General features: G+C 45.5%; 17 protein-coding genes. 8 read left to right on the top strand and 9 right to left on the bottom strand.

Annotated elements, in window-relative coordinates:
* Positions 1-70: 70 nt before the first annotated feature.
* From JHL22_RS03195 to JHL22_RS03165, 7 genes are all read right to left on the bottom strand, one after another.
* The gene (locus JHL22_RS03195) at positions 71-820 is read right to left on the bottom strand and encodes an ABC transporter ATP-binding protein (RefSeq protein ID WP_407926759.1); all 750 of its coding nucleotides are present in this window, start codon (positions 818-820) and stop codon (positions 71-73) included.
* Between the two features lie 8 nt (positions 821-828).
* Complete coding sequence (locus tag JHL22_RS03190) at positions 829-1,668, bottom strand: ABC transporter ATP-binding protein (RefSeq protein WP_200233744.1); 840 nt, start codon at positions 1,666-1,668, stop codon at positions 829-831.
* A 3-nt stretch (positions 1,669-1,671) separates the two neighbouring features.
* Positions 1,672-2,559 carry an ABC transporter permease gene (locus tag JHL22_RS03185; RefSeq protein WP_200233742.1) on the bottom strand — a complete coding sequence of 296 codons (888 nt, stop codon included), beginning with the start codon at positions 2,557-2,559 and terminating at the stop codon, positions 1,672-1,674.
* Positions 2,556-3,605 carry an ABC transporter permease gene (locus JHL22_RS03180; RefSeq protein ID WP_200233740.1) on the bottom strand — a complete coding sequence of 350 codons (1,050 nt, stop codon included), beginning with the start codon at positions 3,603-3,605 and terminating at the stop codon, positions 2,556-2,558. The genes JHL22_RS03185 and JHL22_RS03180 overlap by 4 nt, the downstream gene beginning before the upstream one ends.
* A 31-nt stretch (positions 3,606-3,636) precedes the next feature.
* Entirely contained in the window at positions 3,637-5,238 is a 1,602-nt protein-coding gene (locus JHL22_RS03175) for an ABC transporter substrate-binding protein (RefSeq protein ID WP_200233738.1), read from the bottom strand.
* Between the two features lie 98 nt (positions 5,239-5,336).
* Entirely contained in the window at positions 5,337-6,719 is a 1,383-nt protein-coding gene (locus JHL22_RS03170; protein WP_200233736.1) for an aspartate aminotransferase family protein, read from the bottom strand.
* Positions 6,720-6,925: 206 nt separating this feature from the next.
* Positions 6,926-7,708 (bottom strand): IclR family transcriptional regulator, encoded by a 783-nt coding sequence (locus JHL22_RS03165; RefSeq protein WP_200233734.1) that lies wholly within the window; start codon positions 7,706-7,708, stop codon positions 6,926-6,928.
* 107 nt (positions 7,709-7,815) lie between these two features.
* Here JHL22_RS03165 and JHL22_RS03160 point away from each other — a divergent pair, with 107 nt between their 5' ends.
* From JHL22_RS03160 to JHL22_RS03135, 6 genes are all read left to right on the top strand, one after another.
* Positions 7,816-8,976 (top strand): CaiB/BaiF CoA transferase family protein, encoded by a 1,161-nt coding sequence (locus tag JHL22_RS03160; RefSeq protein WP_200233733.1) that lies wholly within the window; start codon positions 7,816-7,818, stop codon positions 8,974-8,976.
* Position 8,977: 1 nt separating this feature from the next.
* On the top strand, positions 8,978-9,556 hold the full coding sequence (locus JHL22_RS03155; RefSeq protein WP_200233732.1) for a cysteine dioxygenase family protein: 579 nt from the start codon (positions 8,978-8,980) through the stop codon (positions 9,554-9,556).
* A 14-nt stretch (positions 9,557-9,570) separates the two neighbouring features.
* Positions 9,571-10,293: an enoyl-CoA hydratase/isomerase family protein gene (locus tag JHL22_RS03150; protein ID WP_200233730.1), complete on the top strand. Its 723-nt coding sequence runs from the start codon at positions 9,571-9,573 to the stop codon at positions 10,291-10,293.
* 22 nt (positions 10,294-10,315) lie between these two features.
* Positions 10,316-12,421 (top strand): acetate--CoA ligase family protein, encoded by a 2,106-nt coding sequence (locus JHL22_RS03145; RefSeq protein WP_200233728.1) that lies wholly within the window; start codon positions 10,316-10,318, stop codon positions 12,419-12,421.
* Positions 12,422-12,441: 20 nt separating this feature from the next.
* Positions 12,442-13,179 carry an enoyl-CoA hydratase/isomerase family protein gene (locus JHL22_RS03140; protein ID WP_200233726.1) on the top strand — a complete coding sequence of 246 codons (738 nt, stop codon included), beginning with the start codon at positions 12,442-12,444 and terminating at the stop codon, positions 13,177-13,179.
* Between the two features lie 88 nt (positions 13,180-13,267).
* Positions 13,268-14,188 carry a tripartite tricarboxylate transporter substrate binding protein gene (locus JHL22_RS03135; RefSeq protein ID WP_200233723.1) on the top strand — a complete coding sequence of 307 codons (921 nt, stop codon included), beginning with the start codon at positions 13,268-13,270 and terminating at the stop codon, positions 14,186-14,188.
* Between the two features lie 77 nt (positions 14,189-14,265).
* Here JHL22_RS03135 and JHL22_RS03130 read toward each other — a convergent pair whose 3' ends face one another.
* Together JHL22_RS03130 and galE are read right to left on the bottom strand one after the other, a co-directional pair.
* A complete protein-coding gene (locus JHL22_RS03130; RefSeq protein ID WP_200233721.1) occupies positions 14,266-15,048 on the bottom strand; it encodes an IclR family transcriptional regulator in 783 nt (260 codons plus the stop codon).
* 118 nt (positions 15,049-15,166) lie between these two features.
* On the bottom strand, positions 15,167-16,201 hold the full coding sequence (galE, locus tag JHL22_RS03125) for a UDP-glucose 4-epimerase GalE (RefSeq protein WP_200233719.1): 1,035 nt from the start codon (positions 16,199-16,201) through the stop codon (positions 15,167-15,169).
* Between the two features lie 343 nt (positions 16,202-16,544).
* Between galE and JHL22_RS03120 the strand changes: the two genes are divergently transcribed.
* Positions 16,545-17,015, top strand: coding sequence for a restriction endonuclease (locus JHL22_RS03120; RefSeq protein ID WP_200233717.1), 471 nt, complete (start codon positions 16,545-16,547; stop codon positions 17,013-17,015).
* Positions 17,016-17,158: 143 nt separating this feature from the next.
* Positions 17,159-17,815 carry a YdcF family protein gene (locus JHL22_RS03115; protein ID WP_200233708.1) on the top strand — a complete coding sequence of 219 codons (657 nt, stop codon included), beginning with the start codon at positions 17,159-17,161 and terminating at the stop codon, positions 17,813-17,815.
* Positions 17,816-17,924 lie beyond the last annotated feature (109 nt).

Raw genomic sequence — 17,924 nt, 5'->3', positions numbered from 1 at the left:
AGAAAACGTTTGGCAGGCAAGGCGTTGGTTTTGTAATATAGATTTTTTTGTATAAACAATGCTCTATAAGTCAGGCCGTATTTTCAACTATTTCATAACCATAGCTGGCCTTGATCAACTCCCTTGAATAGGGCGCTTCTGCCGATTTGGCAAAGAGCACATTGGGTGTCATTTCTTCTATAATGACCCCCCGGTTCATTACTGCCAGCTTGTCACACATATGTGCAATGACGGCCAGATTATGACTGACCAGAATATAAGTAAGATTGCGTTCTTGGCGCAAATCATCAAGCAGGTTCAATATTTCTGACTGCACAGACACATCAAGGGCGGAAGTTGGTTCGTCCATGACCAGAATTTGTGGTTCGGTAATCAAAGCCCGGGCGATGGCAACACGCTGGCGCTGTCCACCGGACAGTTGGTGGGGGAAACGGTAGCGAAAACTCTGATTCAGCCCGACATCCTCAAGGCTTTTGCAAACTCTGGTTTCAATATCTGTGAATCTTTGAATATGCAGAGGTTCGGATAAAATCCGGTCTATGGAGTGTTTGGGGTGGATTGAACCGTAAGGATCCTGGAATACCATCTGGACTTTGCGATAAAAAGCTTTGTCACGCTTATGATTGTGTAATGGCGTGCCTTCAATTTCAATCTTTCCCGTATGTTTGTTCAGACCCATAATGGTTTTCAGAATGGTGGATTTACCTGAGCCGGACTCTCCCACCAGGCCGTAACATTCACCCGCAGCAACATTGAAATTAATATCATGTAATACCTGGTTGGCACCGAAAGAGACATTCAGGTCTGAAACATTAATAATTGCCTGACTCATTCAAAACTCCTCAGTTTTTCGCGATTAAGCACCTCTAAGCGTTTTTTCTTATGGTCAAGACTGGGGACGCAATTAAGAAGACCCTGCGTATAAGGGTGTTTTGATGCGTGCAGTTGTGAAGCGGGACATTCATCCACAATGCGTCCACGATACATGATAAGAACCCGGTCACAAAAGCGGGAAACCAGGTTCAGGTCGTGACTGATAAAAATCAGCCCCATATTTCGTTGGGTTACCATTTCATTAATTAGTGACAGAATCTGATTCTGTACCGACACATCAAGGGCAGAAGTAGGTTCATCGGCAATTAATAATTCTGGCTCGGGAATCAGCATCATGGCAATCATGATTCTTTGCCCCATGCCACCACTGATTTCATGTGGGTAAGCATTAAAGACATGTTCAGGGTTATTGATTCTTACCGACTCCAGCATTTTCAGCGTTTTGGCTTTGGCTTCGGCTTTACTGACTTTATGATGTGTCCGGTAAGACTCCATAATTTGTTTGCCCACACTCATGATCGGGTTAAGCGAGTAATGCGGGTCTTGCATAATCATGGATATTTTCCGGCCGCGAATTTTGCGCCATTGTGAGTTGTCCAGATTGCGTAAGTCCGTGTCATGAAATGATATCTCATCAGCCTCTACAAGCGTGGGCTTTCTTAATAAACCAAGTACTGATTTGCTGGTGATGGATTTACCTGAGCCTGATTCTCCCACGACACCGATTTTTTCCACTCCCATGCTGAAATTGATATCCTTGACGGCATGAAAGGGGCCTTTGGGGGTAGAAAAAGTCACATTAAGGTTCTTGATGGATAAAATTGGTTTTTGCATGTTCTACCTCGTCTTGGGATCAAGAACATCCCTTAAACCGTCGCCCAGGATATTGAATCCCAGACTGACAATACATATTGCGATACCTGGGATAGTGGCGATCCACCAGTAATCAAGCAGATAATCCCTGCCGCTGGCAATCATGCTACCCCATTCAGCCAATGGTGGTTGGGCGCCCAGTCCCAGAAAACCCAGCCCGGCGGCAATAAGAATAATGCCAGCCATATCCAGGGTAAGGCGGACAATGATGGAAGGCAAACAAAGCGGCGTGATATGACCGTATAGAATACGGGCGGTGGAAGCGCCCTGAAGTCTGATAGCCTGGATGAAATCGGAATTTTTGTACATCAGGGTTTCGGCACGTGCCAGCCTGGCATACGCGGGCCATGAGGTAATTGCAATGGCAATAATGGCACTGTAAAGGCCCGGCTCTAGTACTGCGGTAAAAGCCAGGGCCAGGATAAGGCGTGGAAAAGCCAGAAAAATATCCGTGATGCGCATCAGGACACGGTCAATCAGGCCACCCGAAAAACCGGCCAGAATGCCCACCATCAAACCGACGGGACCAACAATAATGGCAACCGTAAAAATAACGGTTAGTGTAGAGCGTGAGCCATAAACGATTCTGCTCCAGATGTCCCTGCCCAAGTTATCCGTACCCAGCCAATGTTCGCTACTGGGTAAAAGCAGACGGTCAGTTAGTGATTGGGTGTAGGGATCATGGGTGGCGATATAGGGAGCCGCAATGGCAAAGATGACCAGTGTCAAGACAATCAGCAGTCCGATCACAGCCAGGGGATTGCGGATGAATGACAGGCAAATCAAATAGAACTGTCCGCATGAGGCCTGAAAGCGGGAAGCAGGTGTTTCTGATAAGAGCCATGATTTCATGTTGAATTCCTGCTAAAACGTGGGTCAAAAAACCGTCCAAGCGCATCAGACGAAATATTAATGACAACAAAGCAGATACCGATAATGACTGTTCCTCCCAACACTGCGTTCATGTCTGCAGAAAATAATGAGTTGGTAATATAAAGACCAATGCCGGGCCAGGCAAAAACGGTTTCTGTTAATACAGCTCCTTCGAGAAGGTGTGCAAATGTTAGGGAAATGACTGTAATCAATTGAGCCAGAATATTTTTGAATGCATGAAGAATGACCCGGTATTCACTTAATCCTTTGACACGTGCGGTTGTAATGTATTCCTGACTTAACTGTTCAAGCATGAATGAGCGGGTCATCCGTGTAATATATGCCATGGATAGATAGCCCAGCAGACTGGCTGGCAGAATTAGGTGCGACAGGAAATTGGCAAGAATTTCCCATTGCCCATGGAGGATCGCGTCTAACATGATGAAGCCGGTTTCCCGCTCAATAATGTACTCATAGGCAACGTCAAGGCGACCCACGCCGGCAACCCATCCCAACTTGACATAGAAGATCAGCAGGCCAACCAGGCCCAGCCAGAAAATGGGGATAGAGTATCCGACCAGGGAAATGACGCGGATGATTTGATCTAGCCAGCTGTTTTTATAAACGGCTGAAAAAATACCCAGGGGGACACCCAAAACGACGCCAATAAACGTGCCTGCGATAGCCAGTTCAATCGTGGCAGGAAAATAAATGGCAATATCGTGAAGGACAGTTTGGGAGGTAAGAACCGAGGTACCAAAGTCACCTTGCAGGATTTTGCCCAGATAATTGAAGAACTGCTGCCAGAGCGGTAAATCCAGTCCCAGTTCATCTCTTACCCTGGCATATACTTCAGGACTGACCCGGTCACCTGTGATAGCCAGCACCGGATCAATCGGGATCACCCTTCCGATGAGGAAGGTGATCAGCAGCAGGCCCAGAATGGTAATCAATAAGGTGATTGTCTGGTCTCCTGCTATTCGGAAGTATTTACCAATACGTTTTAAATTAAATAGTTGAGACAAAATACAGTTCCTGTCAATTTAATCTGTTTGTTTATTGGGTTTTTTCTACTTTCCAGTAAAGTGCGGTATCAAATCCAGGGCCAGAAATGAAGTTATTGACGTTATTTTGCATGACAGAGCTTTCAATAAGCTGGAACATCATAATCATGGGAGAATCATTTTGAACAGTACGCTGTTGCTCAAAATAGATGTTTCTGCGTTTTTCGGCATCCTGTTCCATCATGGCTTTTTCGGTCATGGCAGATATTTCAGGAATTTCCCAGCCATTACGCCATGCCGCCGTTTTGTTTTTGGAGTCGTCCGAGTTGTCCGTGTTTCTTACAAAAAACTCGGCGGTTGAGTGGGCATCAAGATAGTCGGGAGACCATGCCGCCAGCATGATGTCGTGTCCACGTGAACGATACTTGGTTAAACCCTGTGCTTTATCGCTTTGTATCAGGTTGAGCTTGATACCTGCCTGGCCAAAGGTAGACTGAATGGATTGGGCAATATCGGTTTGTGGCGGAGTGTTGTACAGGTCCATAGTAATGCTGAAACCATCGGGATAACCGGCTTCAGCTAGCAAGGCTTTGGCTTTTTCCACATCCAGTTTATAGGGTGTTTCCTGTATGCCATCCGGACCGGTCAGGAAGGACTGGTGTACTTTATAGTAACCATCCAGAAAGGTGTTAGCCATTGTCTGGTAATCAACCAGCCAGCGTAGGGCTTCCCATACTTTGGGTTTTGCCAGGATTTCATTTTTTTCCGAGTTCAGACCAAGATAATAGGTGCTTAATTTTTCGGTAGTAGATACCTTGACCTTGTCATTGGAACGGGCCTGCTTGATCTGGTCGGCACTTAAGTCCCTGGCAATATCAATGTCACCCGCTGTGAGTAGAAGTCTTTGTGCTGAAGGTTCTGCAATATGGCGAACGATGAAGCGTTTTGATTTTGGTGCGCCCAGGTAAAAGTCGGGGTTTGCTTCCATTACGACGGCATCTTTGGGTTTCCAGACAACCAGTTTATAAGCACCAGAGCCGGCTGAGTTCGTTTTGAGCCAGTTGTAGCCATAGTCATTGTCTTTGATGTGTTTGGATACTTCCACGCTGTCAACAATAGAGGCGACGCCGGCTGAAAGGATATTGATAACCAGTGAATTTGCATATGGCTGGGCAATTTTCAGAACCAGGGTTGAGTCATCAACTGCTTTAACCATATCATCAACGGTATCAGGTTTCCAGCCCAGTTGGTTGAAAATAAAGACCGGCGTTTTACTTAGATGAACAACGCGTCTTAATGAGAATTCGGCGTCTTTTGCCGTAACTGGGTTGCCAGAGTGAAATTTCAGCCCTGGCCGAATTTTAAACTCATAGGTCAGCCCGTCATCGGATACTTTCCAGCTTTCAGCGACACCACCAGTCAGCTTGGTAAAGTCATTTGGATCAAGAGTGATCAGACGGGTATAAAGGTTATTAATGATTTCACCACTGCCCCATTCAAATACTTCAGCTGGATCCAGTACTTTAATGTCATCAATTTTTCTGGCCATGATAATGGTGTCTTTAGGCGTTGCACTTAAAGCGGGAGTAGCCAGTCCCAGTGATAAGCTGATTACCAGAGATTTTATAAGGCCATTCATTTTAAATTTTTTCATGTTTGTACCCTTTAACAATATAAAAAATGAATTTTTAATTCAAAATTAAAATATATTGTTGGTTTGACTAATGGTGGTTAATATTGGAATTATGTTTCTTAAACGGATACAGCCGATTTTTCAATGTCTTCTAATACTTCGTCCAGGCCCTTTTCCAGACTGTCAAACAGTTCGTCTATTTGTTCAATGGTAATAATCAGAGGGGGGCAAAGGGCGATGGCATTACGTATGCCACGTACCAGAACGCCATGTTTGGCCACATTTTCCTGAACCCGTTTTTCAATTTTTACAGAGGAGTCAAACGGTTTTTTACTTGCCTTGTCCTGCGTCAGCTCGATCGCGCCAATCAGGCCAATGCCACGTGATTCGCCAACCAATGGGTGACTGGCAAGGGCATGCAGACGTTTCTGGAAGTGAGGCGCAACTTCCTGTACATGGGCAACAATGTTGTCTTCCTGATAGATTTTTATGGTTTCCAGTGCCACGGCAGCACAAATCGGATGACCGGAGTAAGTCACGCCATGTGCAAAGACACCTACTTCATCACTTTGTTCGGCAATTTTGTCGTAGATAGCCTGGCTGATCATGGTTGCCGAAATGGGGAGATAGGATGATGACAGGGCTTTGGCCACGGACATGATATCCGGTTGCAAATTAAACGTGTCGCAGCCAAACATCATGCCGGTACGGCCAAAACCGCAAATAACTTCATCAACAATAAACAGGATGTCATATTTTTTCAGGACTTTCTGCACACCTTCAAAATATCCTTCTGGAGGCACAATAACGCCCCCTGCACCCATCACTGGTTCGGCAATAAAAGCACCAACTGTCTCAGGGCCTTCCTTGAGGATAAGCTGTTCAAGATTATTAATCAGGCGTTGTGTGAATGCCTCCTCTGATTCACCGGATTCGGCACCATGATAATAACTGGGGCAATCGGTATGAAGAATGCGGTCAATGGGAAGATCAAAGTGCAGGTGATTGGCCGGCAGGCCTGTTAGGCTACCAGAAGCAACGGTGACACCGTGATAGCCGCGCAGACGGGAAATGATTTTTTTCTTTTCTGGCTTGCCAATGGCATTATGATAAAACCATACTAGCTTGACCGCAGCATCATTGGCTTCAGATCCCGAGTTGGCATACAGTATCTTGGATAGATTTTTTGGTGCGATTTCCAGTAGTTTGGCAGATAGCTCAATGGCCGGTGTATTGGAGCGGGAGTTGAATAAATGGTAATAAGGCAGTTTTTTAAATTGTGCAATTGCCGCATTAACCAAGCGCTCTTCCGAAAAACCCAGAGAGGTGCACCATAATCCTGACATGCCTTCCAGGTAACGCTTGCCATGATTATCATAAATATAAATACCCTCGCCACGATCGATAATCATCGGGCCTTTATTAAGGTGGTCACCTAAGTTGGTGTAAGGGTGCACAAGGTTTTTGACATCAGTTGTGGAGCTTAAGGTTTCACTGCTCATTTAATCCTCCTGGGTGGACGGTATCCATCAATAAAGACTTGTTTGTGTTAAGGGAAAAAACACGTCATAAACAATGTGTTTGCATGTTTCAGCACATTATGAATTTAATTTTTTTAAAAAACAAAGTTTCCATATAATAGAACTTTGGTTGCTTAACCAAGGCACGCATAGACGTTCTTCCATGAAGGGGAAATGCAGGGTTTTCTTTACCACAAATGCGTGATTCTTTGTAAGTTCAAATGACCGTTGCCGCCACCTAGTGCAAAGGTAATGGCAGAAGAGGCCTGTGTGAGTAACTGGGCAAACTCTTTTATTTTCTGGGGCTTGAAACGGTTGGCCGGGCCAGACAGGCCAATGGCGGCAATCACATTGCCTGATCCATCGGAAATGGGGGTTGCGACACCATAAACGCCATCGCGCCATTCTCCCTTGTTCACCGCATATCCCTGCTTGCGTATTTTCTCCACTTCGGCAAATAGTTTTTTGGGATTGATAATGGTATTGGGCGTGAATTTCTCCAGGTTTTTGGCGACTCGCTCAATGAAAACATCTGATTGATAGGCAAGCATAATCTTGCCGGTTGCCACGCAGTACAGCGGGACTCTGCCACCGATTTGCGTATAGGCACGAACAGGATTGGGGCTGTCTATTTTATGGACATATACAACCTGCATATTATCGATGACTGATAAATGTGAGCTTTCTGAGGTGAGTTGGGTAAGGCTGTCCATCCATTTTTCTGAGTGTTTGCGTAAATCCAGCTTGGAAAGTACGGCGGATCCGAGCTCCCATAACTTGATTGACGCATTGTATTCACCGGTTTTTTCATCTTTAATCACGTAATTTTGCGCAACAAGAGTCTGTAATAAACGATGCACATTACTTTTCATTAATCCCAGTTCATTGGCGATGTCTGTCAAGCGTAACGGTCGGTCGCTATGGCATAGCATTTCTATTATTTGTATGCCTTTGATCAGTGTATTGTTCATTTATGAAGTTCCATAATATAGAAAAGTAGGAGCTTTAAATGGAAACCAGTAGACTTTGCTCATGTCTTTTTAGCTGTCAGCTTATTATTATTGTCAGGAATAAATATATGCCTATTTACCCTAATCTTCCGCTTGCCGGTGTCAAGGTCATTGAGTTTTGTAGTGTTGCAGCGGGCCCTTTTTGTGGCATGTTACTGGCTGATATGGGCGCTGAAGTTATAAAAGTGGAACCGCCTGCTGGCGATACGCTAAGGCAGTGGCCCCCTATTACAGATGGATTCAGCGAGAACTTCGCTTCACTTAACCGTAATAAGTACTCTTTGGTTCTGGATCTGAAAAATGCAGAGGATTTACAGCGGGCAAGAGAATTGGTATTGACGGCCGAAGTTCTGATTGAAAACAATCGCCCTGGTGTCATGGACAGATTAAACCTGGGCGCTATGTCTTTTAAAAAAGAGCATCCGGATCTGGTGTATTGCTCCATCTCCGCTTTTGGGCAAGAAGGGCCCAGAGCCAACGAGGGTGGCTTTGATGTCACTATTCAAGCCGCTTCAGGTGTGATGAGTGTGACTGGAGAGCCCGATGGTGCACCAGTAAAATGCGGAGTTCCTATTTCGGATTTTGCCTCAGGCTTATATGCTGCATTTGCCATCAGTTCAGCGCTGTTGAAAGTGAGAAACGGGCAGGGCGGGAGCCGTATTGATATTCCCATGCTGGGCTGCACCTTGGGTATTGCCGCTTTGCAGACCAGTGAGTTTTTTGGGACGGGCATCAATCCGGTTAAATTGGGTGCGGCTCACCCACGTAATGCACCCTATGAAGCATTCAGGTCTCGAGACGGTTATTTTGTGATTGCGGCGGGTAACCAGAAATTATGGAAATCGGTGTGTGATGCTACGGAACTGCCGGAGTTGTTTGATGATCCGCGTTTTGCCACCACCATGGATAGGGCAAGAAACCAGAAAACACTCAAGATCTTGCTGGAAGAAAAATTTGTGACCCAGGATACCGATTATTGGGTTAAGGCATTTAACGAGGCTCAGGTACCACATAGCCGCATTAATGATTATGAAACTGCGTTAAATGATCCCCAGGTGCAACATATGGGATGGGTACAGGAATTAAGCTTGCCCAATGGAGCGAAGACGAGAACTTTTGTTTCTCCCATACGTATTGATAATGCCAATTTACCAGTGCGTATGCCACCACCGGAAAAAGGTGCGGACAATTCTAGGTTTATGAGTAGCGTCTTGAAAGAGGGGGTGTAGCATGAGTCAGGTACGATTATTGGAGGCAGTCAAACAACTGACCCGGCTAGTGGAAAAAACAGGATTAAAAGAGCTTGACATCCTGGAGCAGGCAAAACTGATCATGAGTGATCTGGTCAGCAAGGATGACTGGCTGGATGAAAGTTTTGCAAAACCGCACCCTGAGTATTATCAACAATACTTATTGTATGGTGATCCGTTAAACCGGTTTTCCCTGGTCAGTTTTGTCTGGGCAGGTGGGCAGCAGACACCGGTTCATGATCATACAGTCTGGGGAGTAATTGGCATGCTCAGGGGGGCAGAAACCGAAAGGCATTTCGCCTTCAATGAAAATAATATTCTTGAAGCGACGGATAAGGTTGCAACGCTGAAACCGGGGCAGGTAGCCTGTGTGTCACCTTCCATTGGAGATATTCATCAAGTCAGCAATGCTTTTCAGGACCAGACCTCTATCAGTATTCATTTATATGGCGGCAATATAGGCAGAATCCAGCGGCATGTTTTTTATCCGGAGACAGCAGAAAGCAAACCGTTCATTTCAGGTTATTCCTCTCATTTGACACCCAACCTCTGGACTTGAAAAAGGCAAAAGAAATGAGTAAAGAATGTGAGTTGATGCACCGGGAAGATATTAGCACGATTATCTTAAAACGTGCAGGTAAAGGCAATAGCCTGTCTCGTGATTTGGTGGCTTCGTTGCATGAGATGCTGGATCGCTGTTTTGAGAATAATACAAAAGCGTTGCTCATACGTGCCGAAGGCAAGCACTTTTGCACCGGGTTTGATCTGGCCGATCTTGAGTCAGAATCTGATGACAGTCTGCTTGCCAGATTTGTTGAAATTGAACTGTTGCTGCAGAAAATATACTGGGCGCCTTTTGCAACGCTGGCTATTGGACAGGGTAGCGTTATTGGAGCCGGTGCGGATATTTTCGCTTCCTGCACTTATCGTATTGCACTGGACACGTCTTCGTTTACCTTTCCCGGCGCTAAATTCGGATTGGTGCTAGGCAGTCGCAGACTGGCTGCGCGCGTGGGTACTTCTCTTGCGAGAGACTGGATCAATGCCAGCAGAAAAATAAGTGCCGCAGATGCCCTGACTTGTGGATTAGCAACTCATCTCAGTCGTATTGAAGAGCAGGATAGCCTGGTGGCTGAGTTGCTTCAGGGACAACGGTTACCTCAGTCTACCCAGCGACAGGTTTATCGTGCAACGGCACAGGATCAGGAGAGTCAGGCAGCAGATTTGCAGGCACTGATATTGTCCATTATGCCGGGCGGTATCAAGCAACGCATAACCGCATATGTAAATCAATAATATATCAAATGGAATTTGAGACATGACTTCTACAACCCCGGCAGCCAGTCTGGCTGCGCTTATGAATCCACAGTCTGTCGCTGTAATTGGCGCTTCCGAAGATCAGACAAAGTTTGGTGGACGTCTTTATAAAACCTTGATTCGCCATGGTTACAAGGGAACGATCTATCCTATTAATCCAGGCCGGGAATCTTTGTTTGGCATTAAAACCTTTCCTGATATTACGGCCATTCCAAATGCACCGGATATGGTTGTTATGGCACTGCCCACCGGAAAAATAAAAGATGAAATTAAAAAATGTGCCGAAAAAGGGGTCAAATGCAGCATTATCATTACCTCCAAGTTCTCTGATGCTGGCCCTGAAGGGGCGGCTTTGGAGCAAGAGATTGTGGAAATAGCCAATAAACATAACATGCGATTGATTGGCCCCAATTGTCTGGGGCTGATCAGTCCTGCCAATGAACTGGTTCTGTGTTCTTCGCCAGCGCTTAATGTGGATGCGCTTATTAAAAGCCCCATCGGTTTTATCAGCCAGAGTGGCGCCCTGATGGGAACCCTTTTTGACAAGGCTCATTCACAGGGAATTGGCTTTAGCCATTGCTTTTCAATTGGCAATCAGGCCGATCTTGAGTTATGTGATTTTCTTGAAATGCTGATTCATGATGATGGCACTTCGATTATTTGTGCCTATATAGAGGGCTTGAAATCACCTCAGCGCTTTATTGAACTGGCAAAATTGGCACGCCAGAAAAACAAGCCTATTCTGGCCGTCAAGGCCGGGAAAACGGAAATAGGCAGTAAGGCTGCATTTTCTCATACAGCCAGTTTGGCTGGTGATTATGCGTCACTAAAAGCGATTTGCAAAAGCCAGAATATTATTCTGATGGACGACCCCATGGCGATGTTCTTGCTGGCCCTGAGCATGTCCAAATTTCCTGGCCAAAAAATTGGCAATGCAACCATCATTACCACATCTGGCGGAGGTGGGGCATTAACAGCTGATGCGTTATCAGAACAGAATATTCCTTTTTCCGAATTTTGCACACAAACGAAGGAGTCGCTTGCCGGATTGTTTACCCCCGGGCAGGCGTTCAATCCGATTGATTTGGGTGGACGCAGGCATGATGTACTGGATACCGACAAGATTTCCGAGCTGACAGCGGAAATTGTCATGAAAGATGAAAATGTTGATGCCGGCCTGTTTGTCTTGACGACTGCACCCTCTGTATTGAATACGACGACCAGCCTGGTAACAGGGGCGGAAAGAACGTCGAAACCGTTTATTGTGGTTATGTTGCCGGGTCAGGCGGCTAATGCCGCCAGAGGGTATCTGGTGGCTAAAAACATTCCTTTTACCAATACACTTGGTGAAGCGGTTGCCGCACTGAAAAACTGGCAAGAATGGTCTGGTTTTAAAGCATCGCCAGCGGTTATTTGGCCTGATGATTTGCCTGATATTAGTCAGGTAAAAGGCATTCTTAATGAGTCTGAATCCAAGAGGTTAATGGCTTCGTTTGGGATTCCGGTAAATAAAGAGATTGTGGTTGCTGATATAGCAGCTGCCGTGAATGCAGCCAGTGAGATTGGTTTTCCTATGGTTGCCAAGGTGGTTTCCAGCCAGATTGTGCATAAGTCCGATGTGGGTGGGGTGATACTTAATATCCAGTCGGTCAAAGAGCTGGAGCAACGGCTGATGATCATGCTTAGCAATATTAACAAGACGTTGCCTGGCGCCAAAATAGAAGGGTTTTCTTTGCAGAGCATGGAGTCAGGGGAGCTGGAGCTGATTGTGGGCGCCAGAAATGATGCCCAGTTTGGTCCACAGGTCATTATAGGCAGTGGTGGCATTCTGGTTGAGTTATTGAAAGATACGTTGGTATTGCCAGCGCCAGTGCATGTGGAAACGGCAAAACAGGCGCTTGAAGAACTGAAAATAGCCCCTTTGTTAAAAACCTATCGCGGCAGGCCTGCTCTGGATGTAGAAACAGTGGCACAGACCATTCACCGTTTGAGCCTGCTTGCCTGCAGGCTTAAAAACAGTAATTTTGAAATAGAGATTAATCCGCTTAAAGTGAAGCAGCAGGGTAGCGGGTGTGTGGCAGTTGATGCCAGGGCACAAATCAATTAAAGACAATTCAGGAGAGAAAAATGAGCGTTGTAACCATTGAACAGTTTGACAAAGTAACTCTGTTTACGATTAATCGCCCCGAAAAACATAATGCTATTTGTAAAGATACGGCCTTGGCGCTGCAACAGGGCTTTGAAGAGTTTGATTTATCGGACCAGCGTGTTGCTGTTATCACAGGAGCAGGTGAAAAAGCATTTTCTGCTGGCGCTGACGTGACGAACTTGCCAGAGTTGTGGCGTTGCATTCCAACCGTGGGCATACAAACGGAAAAACCCATTATTGCAGCAACTGCAGGCTGGGTGGTAGGCGGTTCCATGGTCATGCACATGATGTGTGACTTGGCAATTGCGGCTGACAATACCCGCTTCTCCTATCCAGAAGCTAAATTGGGCTTTACCGGGGGCATGATTGCAGGACTGGCTGCCCGTATTCCACATAAGGTAGCAATGGATGTGATTTTGTGCGGTGAGATACTGGATGCCCAGCGGGCTTATGAGGCTGGTTTGGTTAACCAGGTTGTACCGCTGGGGCAGCAGGTGGGCATTGCACTTGAAAAAGCCCGAAAACTGTCCAAGGCTTCGCCTTTGGTATTAAAGACCCTGAAGCGCTTTATTACGCGTGATGTATTGCCGCAGGGACCTTCTGAACTAATGGCCCGTACCATCAGGGAATTGAGTATTGTCCGGGAAAGTGATGACCAGAAAGAAGGTGTGCAGGCATTCAGGGAAAAGCGCGAACCGGTTTATAGTGGCAACTAAACAATAGTATTAATAGATGTAATGGCGGGGTAAATCAATGAGTGTTTTCGTAAAAATAATAATAGGTACTTTAAGTATATTTGGTGTTTTGGCTGTTATACCCGTATCCATGGCAGCGGATTTGCCAGATATTTCATCGGTGAAGCTGGTTGTCCCTTATCCTGCCGGTGGTAATGCGGATAGTTTGGCGCGTGTCTTTGCTGATGAAATGGGTAAAGAAATGAATAAAAATTTTGTTGTTGAAAATAAAGGTGGGGCAGCGGGTGCCATAGGTGCACAGCAGGTAGCTCGCAGTAAGGCAGATGGAGCCACTTTGTTGTTGGCGCCGGCAGGTGTAATGACGATTACACCTTTCCTGCGTCAGGTTAATTACAACCCTTTTACGGATTTTGAACCAATTTCCAAATTATCTGAATCAATTGGTATTGTGGCTGTCCGCAAGGATTTTCCTGGCTCAACGTTGCAAGATTTGGTTGAGTATGACAGGCAGAATCCCGGTAAAATAACTTATGGTTCTGCAGGGCAAGGTACATTAACGCATTTACAGGCGCTGATCCTGGCAAAAAAACTGGGTATTAGCGCTTTACATATTCCTTATAAAGGCTCAATTGAAGCACTTAACGATTTGTTAGGAGGAAGAATTGATTATCAATATGACAGCGTTACCCTGTCGAATGTGATAAATGGTAATTTGAAGGCGCTGGCCATTCCGGATTCGCTGAAACTGCCGGCATTGAAAAATATCCCTACATTTTCACAGCAGGGTATTGACTTGAAAACGTCCAGTTGGTTTGGTGTTTTTGCTCCTGCAAATACGCCACAGAGCCTGCTTGAAGAATATGAACGGGCAGCACAAAAAGTCATGAGCAAACCAGGTATGGGTGAGCGTCTTTTGCAATTTGGCCAAATACCGGCATACTTGGGCACCAAAGACTTTATCAGGCAGAATAATGATGATATTTTTCTTTATGAAAATATCATCAAAGAAAACAGTATTGGCCTGAATTAAAAAAACAACCGCCTTCATTATGGCGGTTGTCTTGTATTTATAACCTGCAAGTTGGTTTTTTATTGTGAAACCAGCTTTTACCAGGAAAGAATCAGGCGTTGCAGGTTTGCCGATTGATCATGCTCATTAGGTAAGCCTGTAATGCTTTGGGCAGCCTGTATGAGCAGGCCAGCATACTTATTAATAGTTTTTGTCGTAAAGCGTTCACTGTGTCCGGACAGTCCGATAGCTGCAATAATATTTCCCTTTTTGTCGATAATGGGTGCAGCAACGCCGTAAACCTCTTCTTTTAGTTCACCTTTGTTAATGCTATACCCTCTTTTCTTGATTTCTTTAAGCTCTATTTCAAGTTGAGTGGCATTGATAATAGTATTGCTGGTTCTGGGGTTTAGGTTTTGCTTTATTTTTTCAATAAAAAAATCGTTTTTATAGGCAAGAAGGGCTTTGCCAGTGGCCACACAGTATAGGGGTACCCGTCCACCGATATGGGTATAGAACGGGATAGGGGCAGGACCGTCCACTTTGTGCAGATACACCACATCATGTTGATTCTGAATGGATAAATGAACACTTTCTGCTGTTTCATGCATTAACTGTTGCATGATGCCTTCTGCCTGTTGTTTTAACGCCAGGTGAGGAAGTACGGCAGAGCCAAGTTCAATGAGTTTGCAAGAGGTGCTGTATTTGCCGGATTGTTTGTCCTGAACGACATATCTTGATTCAATAAGCGCCTGAAGCAAGCGGTGGGTACCGCTTTTGACAAGACTGAGGTTGTTGGCAATATCAGTCAGCCTCATGGGCTGACTGCTGTAAGCAAGCATTTCCAGTATTTGGAGACCCTTAAAAAGCGTATTGTTCATGGTGAATCATTTTCTGTATTAAGTGCAATGCAGGAAAACAATTTAACCATATGAGTCTGGAGGTTAATAGAAATATTTTGTTATATGTATATGGTTGAAGTGCTTGCTTTATAGCGGGTCAATACCCTTCAGGATTCCGGCTTTGCCAGTTCCAGCCATCGCGGCACATGTCGTCGATGCTGCGGGTGGTTTTCCAGCCCAGCAATGATTCTGCCAGTTCGGGGTTGGCCCAGGCTGCGGCAATATCACCTTCCCTTCTGGCCTGAATGGCGTAGGGTACTTTAATATTGTTAACTCGCTCAAAGGCACTAATCATTTGCAGCACGCTGGTGCCGGTGCCGGTGCCCAGGTTAATGGCGGTAAAGCCGCTATGGGCGCTTTCATTCACATAATTCACGGCTTTGACATGCCCCTGGGCCAGGTCGCTAACGTGCAGGTAATCGCGCACGCCAGTACCATCAACCGTGTCGTAATCATTCCCGAAAACATTCAGTTTTTCTAAACGGCCAACCGCCACCTGGGTAATGAAGGGGAACAGGTTGTTGGGAATATCGCGCGGGTTTTCGCCAATCAGGCCGCTTTCATGGGCGCCGATCGGGTTGAAGTAGCGCAATGCAATCGCTGAAAAGTTTTTATTGGCGACACAGGTGTCTTGCAGGATCTGTTCCACCTGGGCCTTGGTCCAGCCATAAGGATTGGTAGCTGCAATACAGTGTGATTCGGTATAAGGCAGGAACTCGGGTTCACCGTAAACGGTGGCCGAAGAGCTGAACACGATGCGTTGTACACCAGCGTCTTGCATGGCTTGCAACAGGGTAATGGTGCCGGCCACGTTGTTTTCGTAATATTCAAGCGGGCGTTTGACGGAATCACCCACGGCTTTCAGGGCTGCAAAATGGATCACTCCCTGGATAGGCGTGTTTTGGGCAGCATGCTCTGCAAAAATGCTATCCAGCAGCTTGCGATCGCGGATGTCTCCATTAATGACTTTAATGTTTGCCCCAGTAATGGTTTTTAAACGCTCAAAAACCTGGTGGCTGCTATTGGAAAAATTATCCAGGACAACGGGCGTATAACCTGCCTGCAACATTTCTATCAGTGTGTGGGAGCCGATATAGCCGGCTCCGCCGGTGACTAAATAATGAAGACTCATGCTGTTGAAAACCTTGTAGGATTGACGTGTCCTGATTGTACTATCGTGTCCTAAAAAGGGGAGAACATATTGTTTAATTATTTTTAAACATAAAAAATTGAAACTAAATGAAAGTTCAATAGATGTTTTATTGTGAGGAAGTATTTTTTTATTAATCTATTATGTTAATATTTTACTTATTGTTCCAATTGTGTGATTTTAAGCTACGATAGCCATTATAATGACATCAAAAAAATGTAAATTGTTTTTATTAGTAATTTTTGAAAACATTAAAAAGAGGGGAGTCAAATGGTTTGCGCAGTAGTCCTCAATATTATAAATATACCTATTAATGAGGTCTGAGATGGATACTTACATTGTTCTATCACTGCTGATTGTGGCTGCCGCTTATTTTATCTGGAGACGGAAGAAATCTTCTGTTTCCTATATTCAGCTTAACAACCGGCGCATACCTCTGTCAGAAGTGCAAGGGTTTCCTGAAGAAAAAATTGCTGCGTTAATCACCAGTCTTTTTCAATCCAAAGGGTATCGGGTTCAAAATACCCGTGATGAATTGCATAAAGTTGCCGATTTTCTAATTGAAAAAGAAGGTAGCCGTGGTTTTGTTTCTGTCCGCCATTGGGGGGCAACAAAAGTGGGGGTTAGCCAGATTTCCCAGGAAGTGATTGGCATGAATCAGCAAAACAGTGATCACAGCTACATTTTTACAACCGGCAGGTTTGAGAAAGAAGCCAGTGAAATGGCAAAATATAACCGTAACCTGTTTTTAGTTGACGGCCGCCAATTGAACATCATGATCGCCAACGCCAAATAAAATGCCTGGTAAGACTGTGTATGGCAGTTCAAGCTTGCTGCCAAAACGTTTTGTTGCCAATGCCAAACGGCGGTGCCGGCAATAATTTTTAGAAGATAATACGGTTTTTAATAGTTGTGTTGTGTTTAAACCTGTTTCCCGCCATGACTCTATTTACCAGCAAAATTATTTCTTCTGCCCTGTTAATTCCCTTTAACCTCATTATTCTGTTGTTTATTAGCTGGCTGTTGCTGGGAAGCAGGTTTAAAAAATGGGGGCGGGCACTATTGTTATTTTGTCTTGTCGCCTTAACGCTAACAAGCCTGCCAATTGTGGCCAATGCGCTGGTAAAGTCCCTTTATAACGAACCCGTCTTATCCTTGAATCATGCCAGGCAGGCCCAGGCCATTGTTGTGCTGGGCGGAGGCACTAATCGTAACCAGCCAGAATTTGGTGGCAGTTCTGCTGCGGTTTCTACACTTGAGCGGATGCGCTATGGGGCTTATTTACATCAGAAAACAGGCTTGCCCATTCAGGTAAGTGGTGGTGGCTGGCCGGGTGACGAGCCGGTAGCCCAAGTTATGCAACGCGAACTGGAAACCCTGTTTCATACGCCTGTAAAATGGGTGTTGTCTGAACCGGGCACGACTGCTGAAGAAGCCCGTTATTCACGCGATTCGCTGGCCAGGGAAGGTATCAATACCATCTTGCTGGTAACCAATACCGTACACATGAAACGAGCCAAAATAACGTTTGAGCGAGCCGGTTTCAAGGTTATTGCGGCCCCCACGGTGATGCCTGATCGGTATCTGTCAAGCTAGTTGGAACATAAGTCACGCGGCCTCTAACACTTTTTTGTGTTGAATGATCTCCTGGTGTTTATCGGGATTGAGCCATACTTCCCCAATCGGTTGCCAGTTACGTGTCTGA

The sequence above is a fragment of the Advenella mandrilli genome (genome assembly GCF_016595155.1).
In the GTDB taxonomy this organism is placed as follows: Bacteria; Pseudomonadota; Gammaproteobacteria; order Burkholderiales; family Burkholderiaceae_B; genus Advenella; species Advenella mandrilli.
This window is presented reverse-complemented; position numbering and strand designations above follow the sequence as displayed.

Coding starts and splice junctions, on each gene's coding strand:
- JHL22_RS03165 (WP_200233734.1), bottom strand. CDS start 7,708: ATGAACAATACACTGATCAAAGGCATACAAATAATAGAAATGCTATGC.
- JHL22_RS03170 (WP_200233736.1), bottom strand. CDS start 6,719: ATGAGCAGTGAAACCTTAAGCTCCACAACTGATGTCAAAAACCTTGTG.
- JHL22_RS03185 (WP_200233742.1), bottom strand. CDS start 2,559: ATGAAATCATGGCTCTTATCAGAAACACCTGCTTCCCGCTTTCAGGCC.
- JHL22_RS03155 (WP_200233732.1), top strand. CDS start 8,978: ATGAGTCAGGTACGATTATTGGAGGCAGTCAAACAACTGACCCGGCTA.
- JHL22_RS03150 (WP_200233730.1), top strand. CDS start 9,571: ATGAGTAAAGAATGTGAGTTGATGCACCGGGAAGATATTAGCACGATT.
- JHL22_RS03160 (WP_200233733.1), top strand. CDS start 7,816: ATGCCTATTTACCCTAATCTTCCGCTTGCCGGTGTCAAGGTCATTGAG.
- JHL22_RS03120 (WP_200233717.1), top strand. CDS start 16,545: ATGGATACTTACATTGTTCTATCACTGCTGATTGTGGCTGCCGCTTAT.
- JHL22_RS03115 (WP_200233708.1), top strand. CDS start 17,159: ATGACTCTATTTACCAGCAAAATTATTTCTTCTGCCCTGTTAATTCCC.
- galE (WP_200233719.1), bottom strand. CDS start 16,201: ATGAGTCTTCATTATTTAGTCACCGGCGGAGCCGGCTATATCGGCTCC.
- JHL22_RS03130 (WP_200233721.1), bottom strand. CDS start 15,048: ATGAACAATACGCTTTTTAAGGGTCTCCAAATACTGGAAATGCTTGCT.
- JHL22_RS03140 (WP_200233726.1), top strand. CDS start 12,442: ATGAGCGTTGTAACCATTGAACAGTTTGACAAAGTAACTCTGTTTACG.
- JHL22_RS03145 (WP_200233728.1), top strand. CDS start 10,316: ATGACTTCTACAACCCCGGCAGCCAGTCTGGCTGCGCTTATGAATCCA.
- JHL22_RS03175 (WP_200233738.1), bottom strand. CDS start 5,238: ATGAAAAAATTTAAAATGAATGGCCTTATAAAATCTCTGGTAATCAGC.
- JHL22_RS03190 (WP_200233744.1), bottom strand. CDS start 1,668: ATGCAAAAACCAATTTTATCCATCAAGAACCTTAATGTGACTTTTTCT.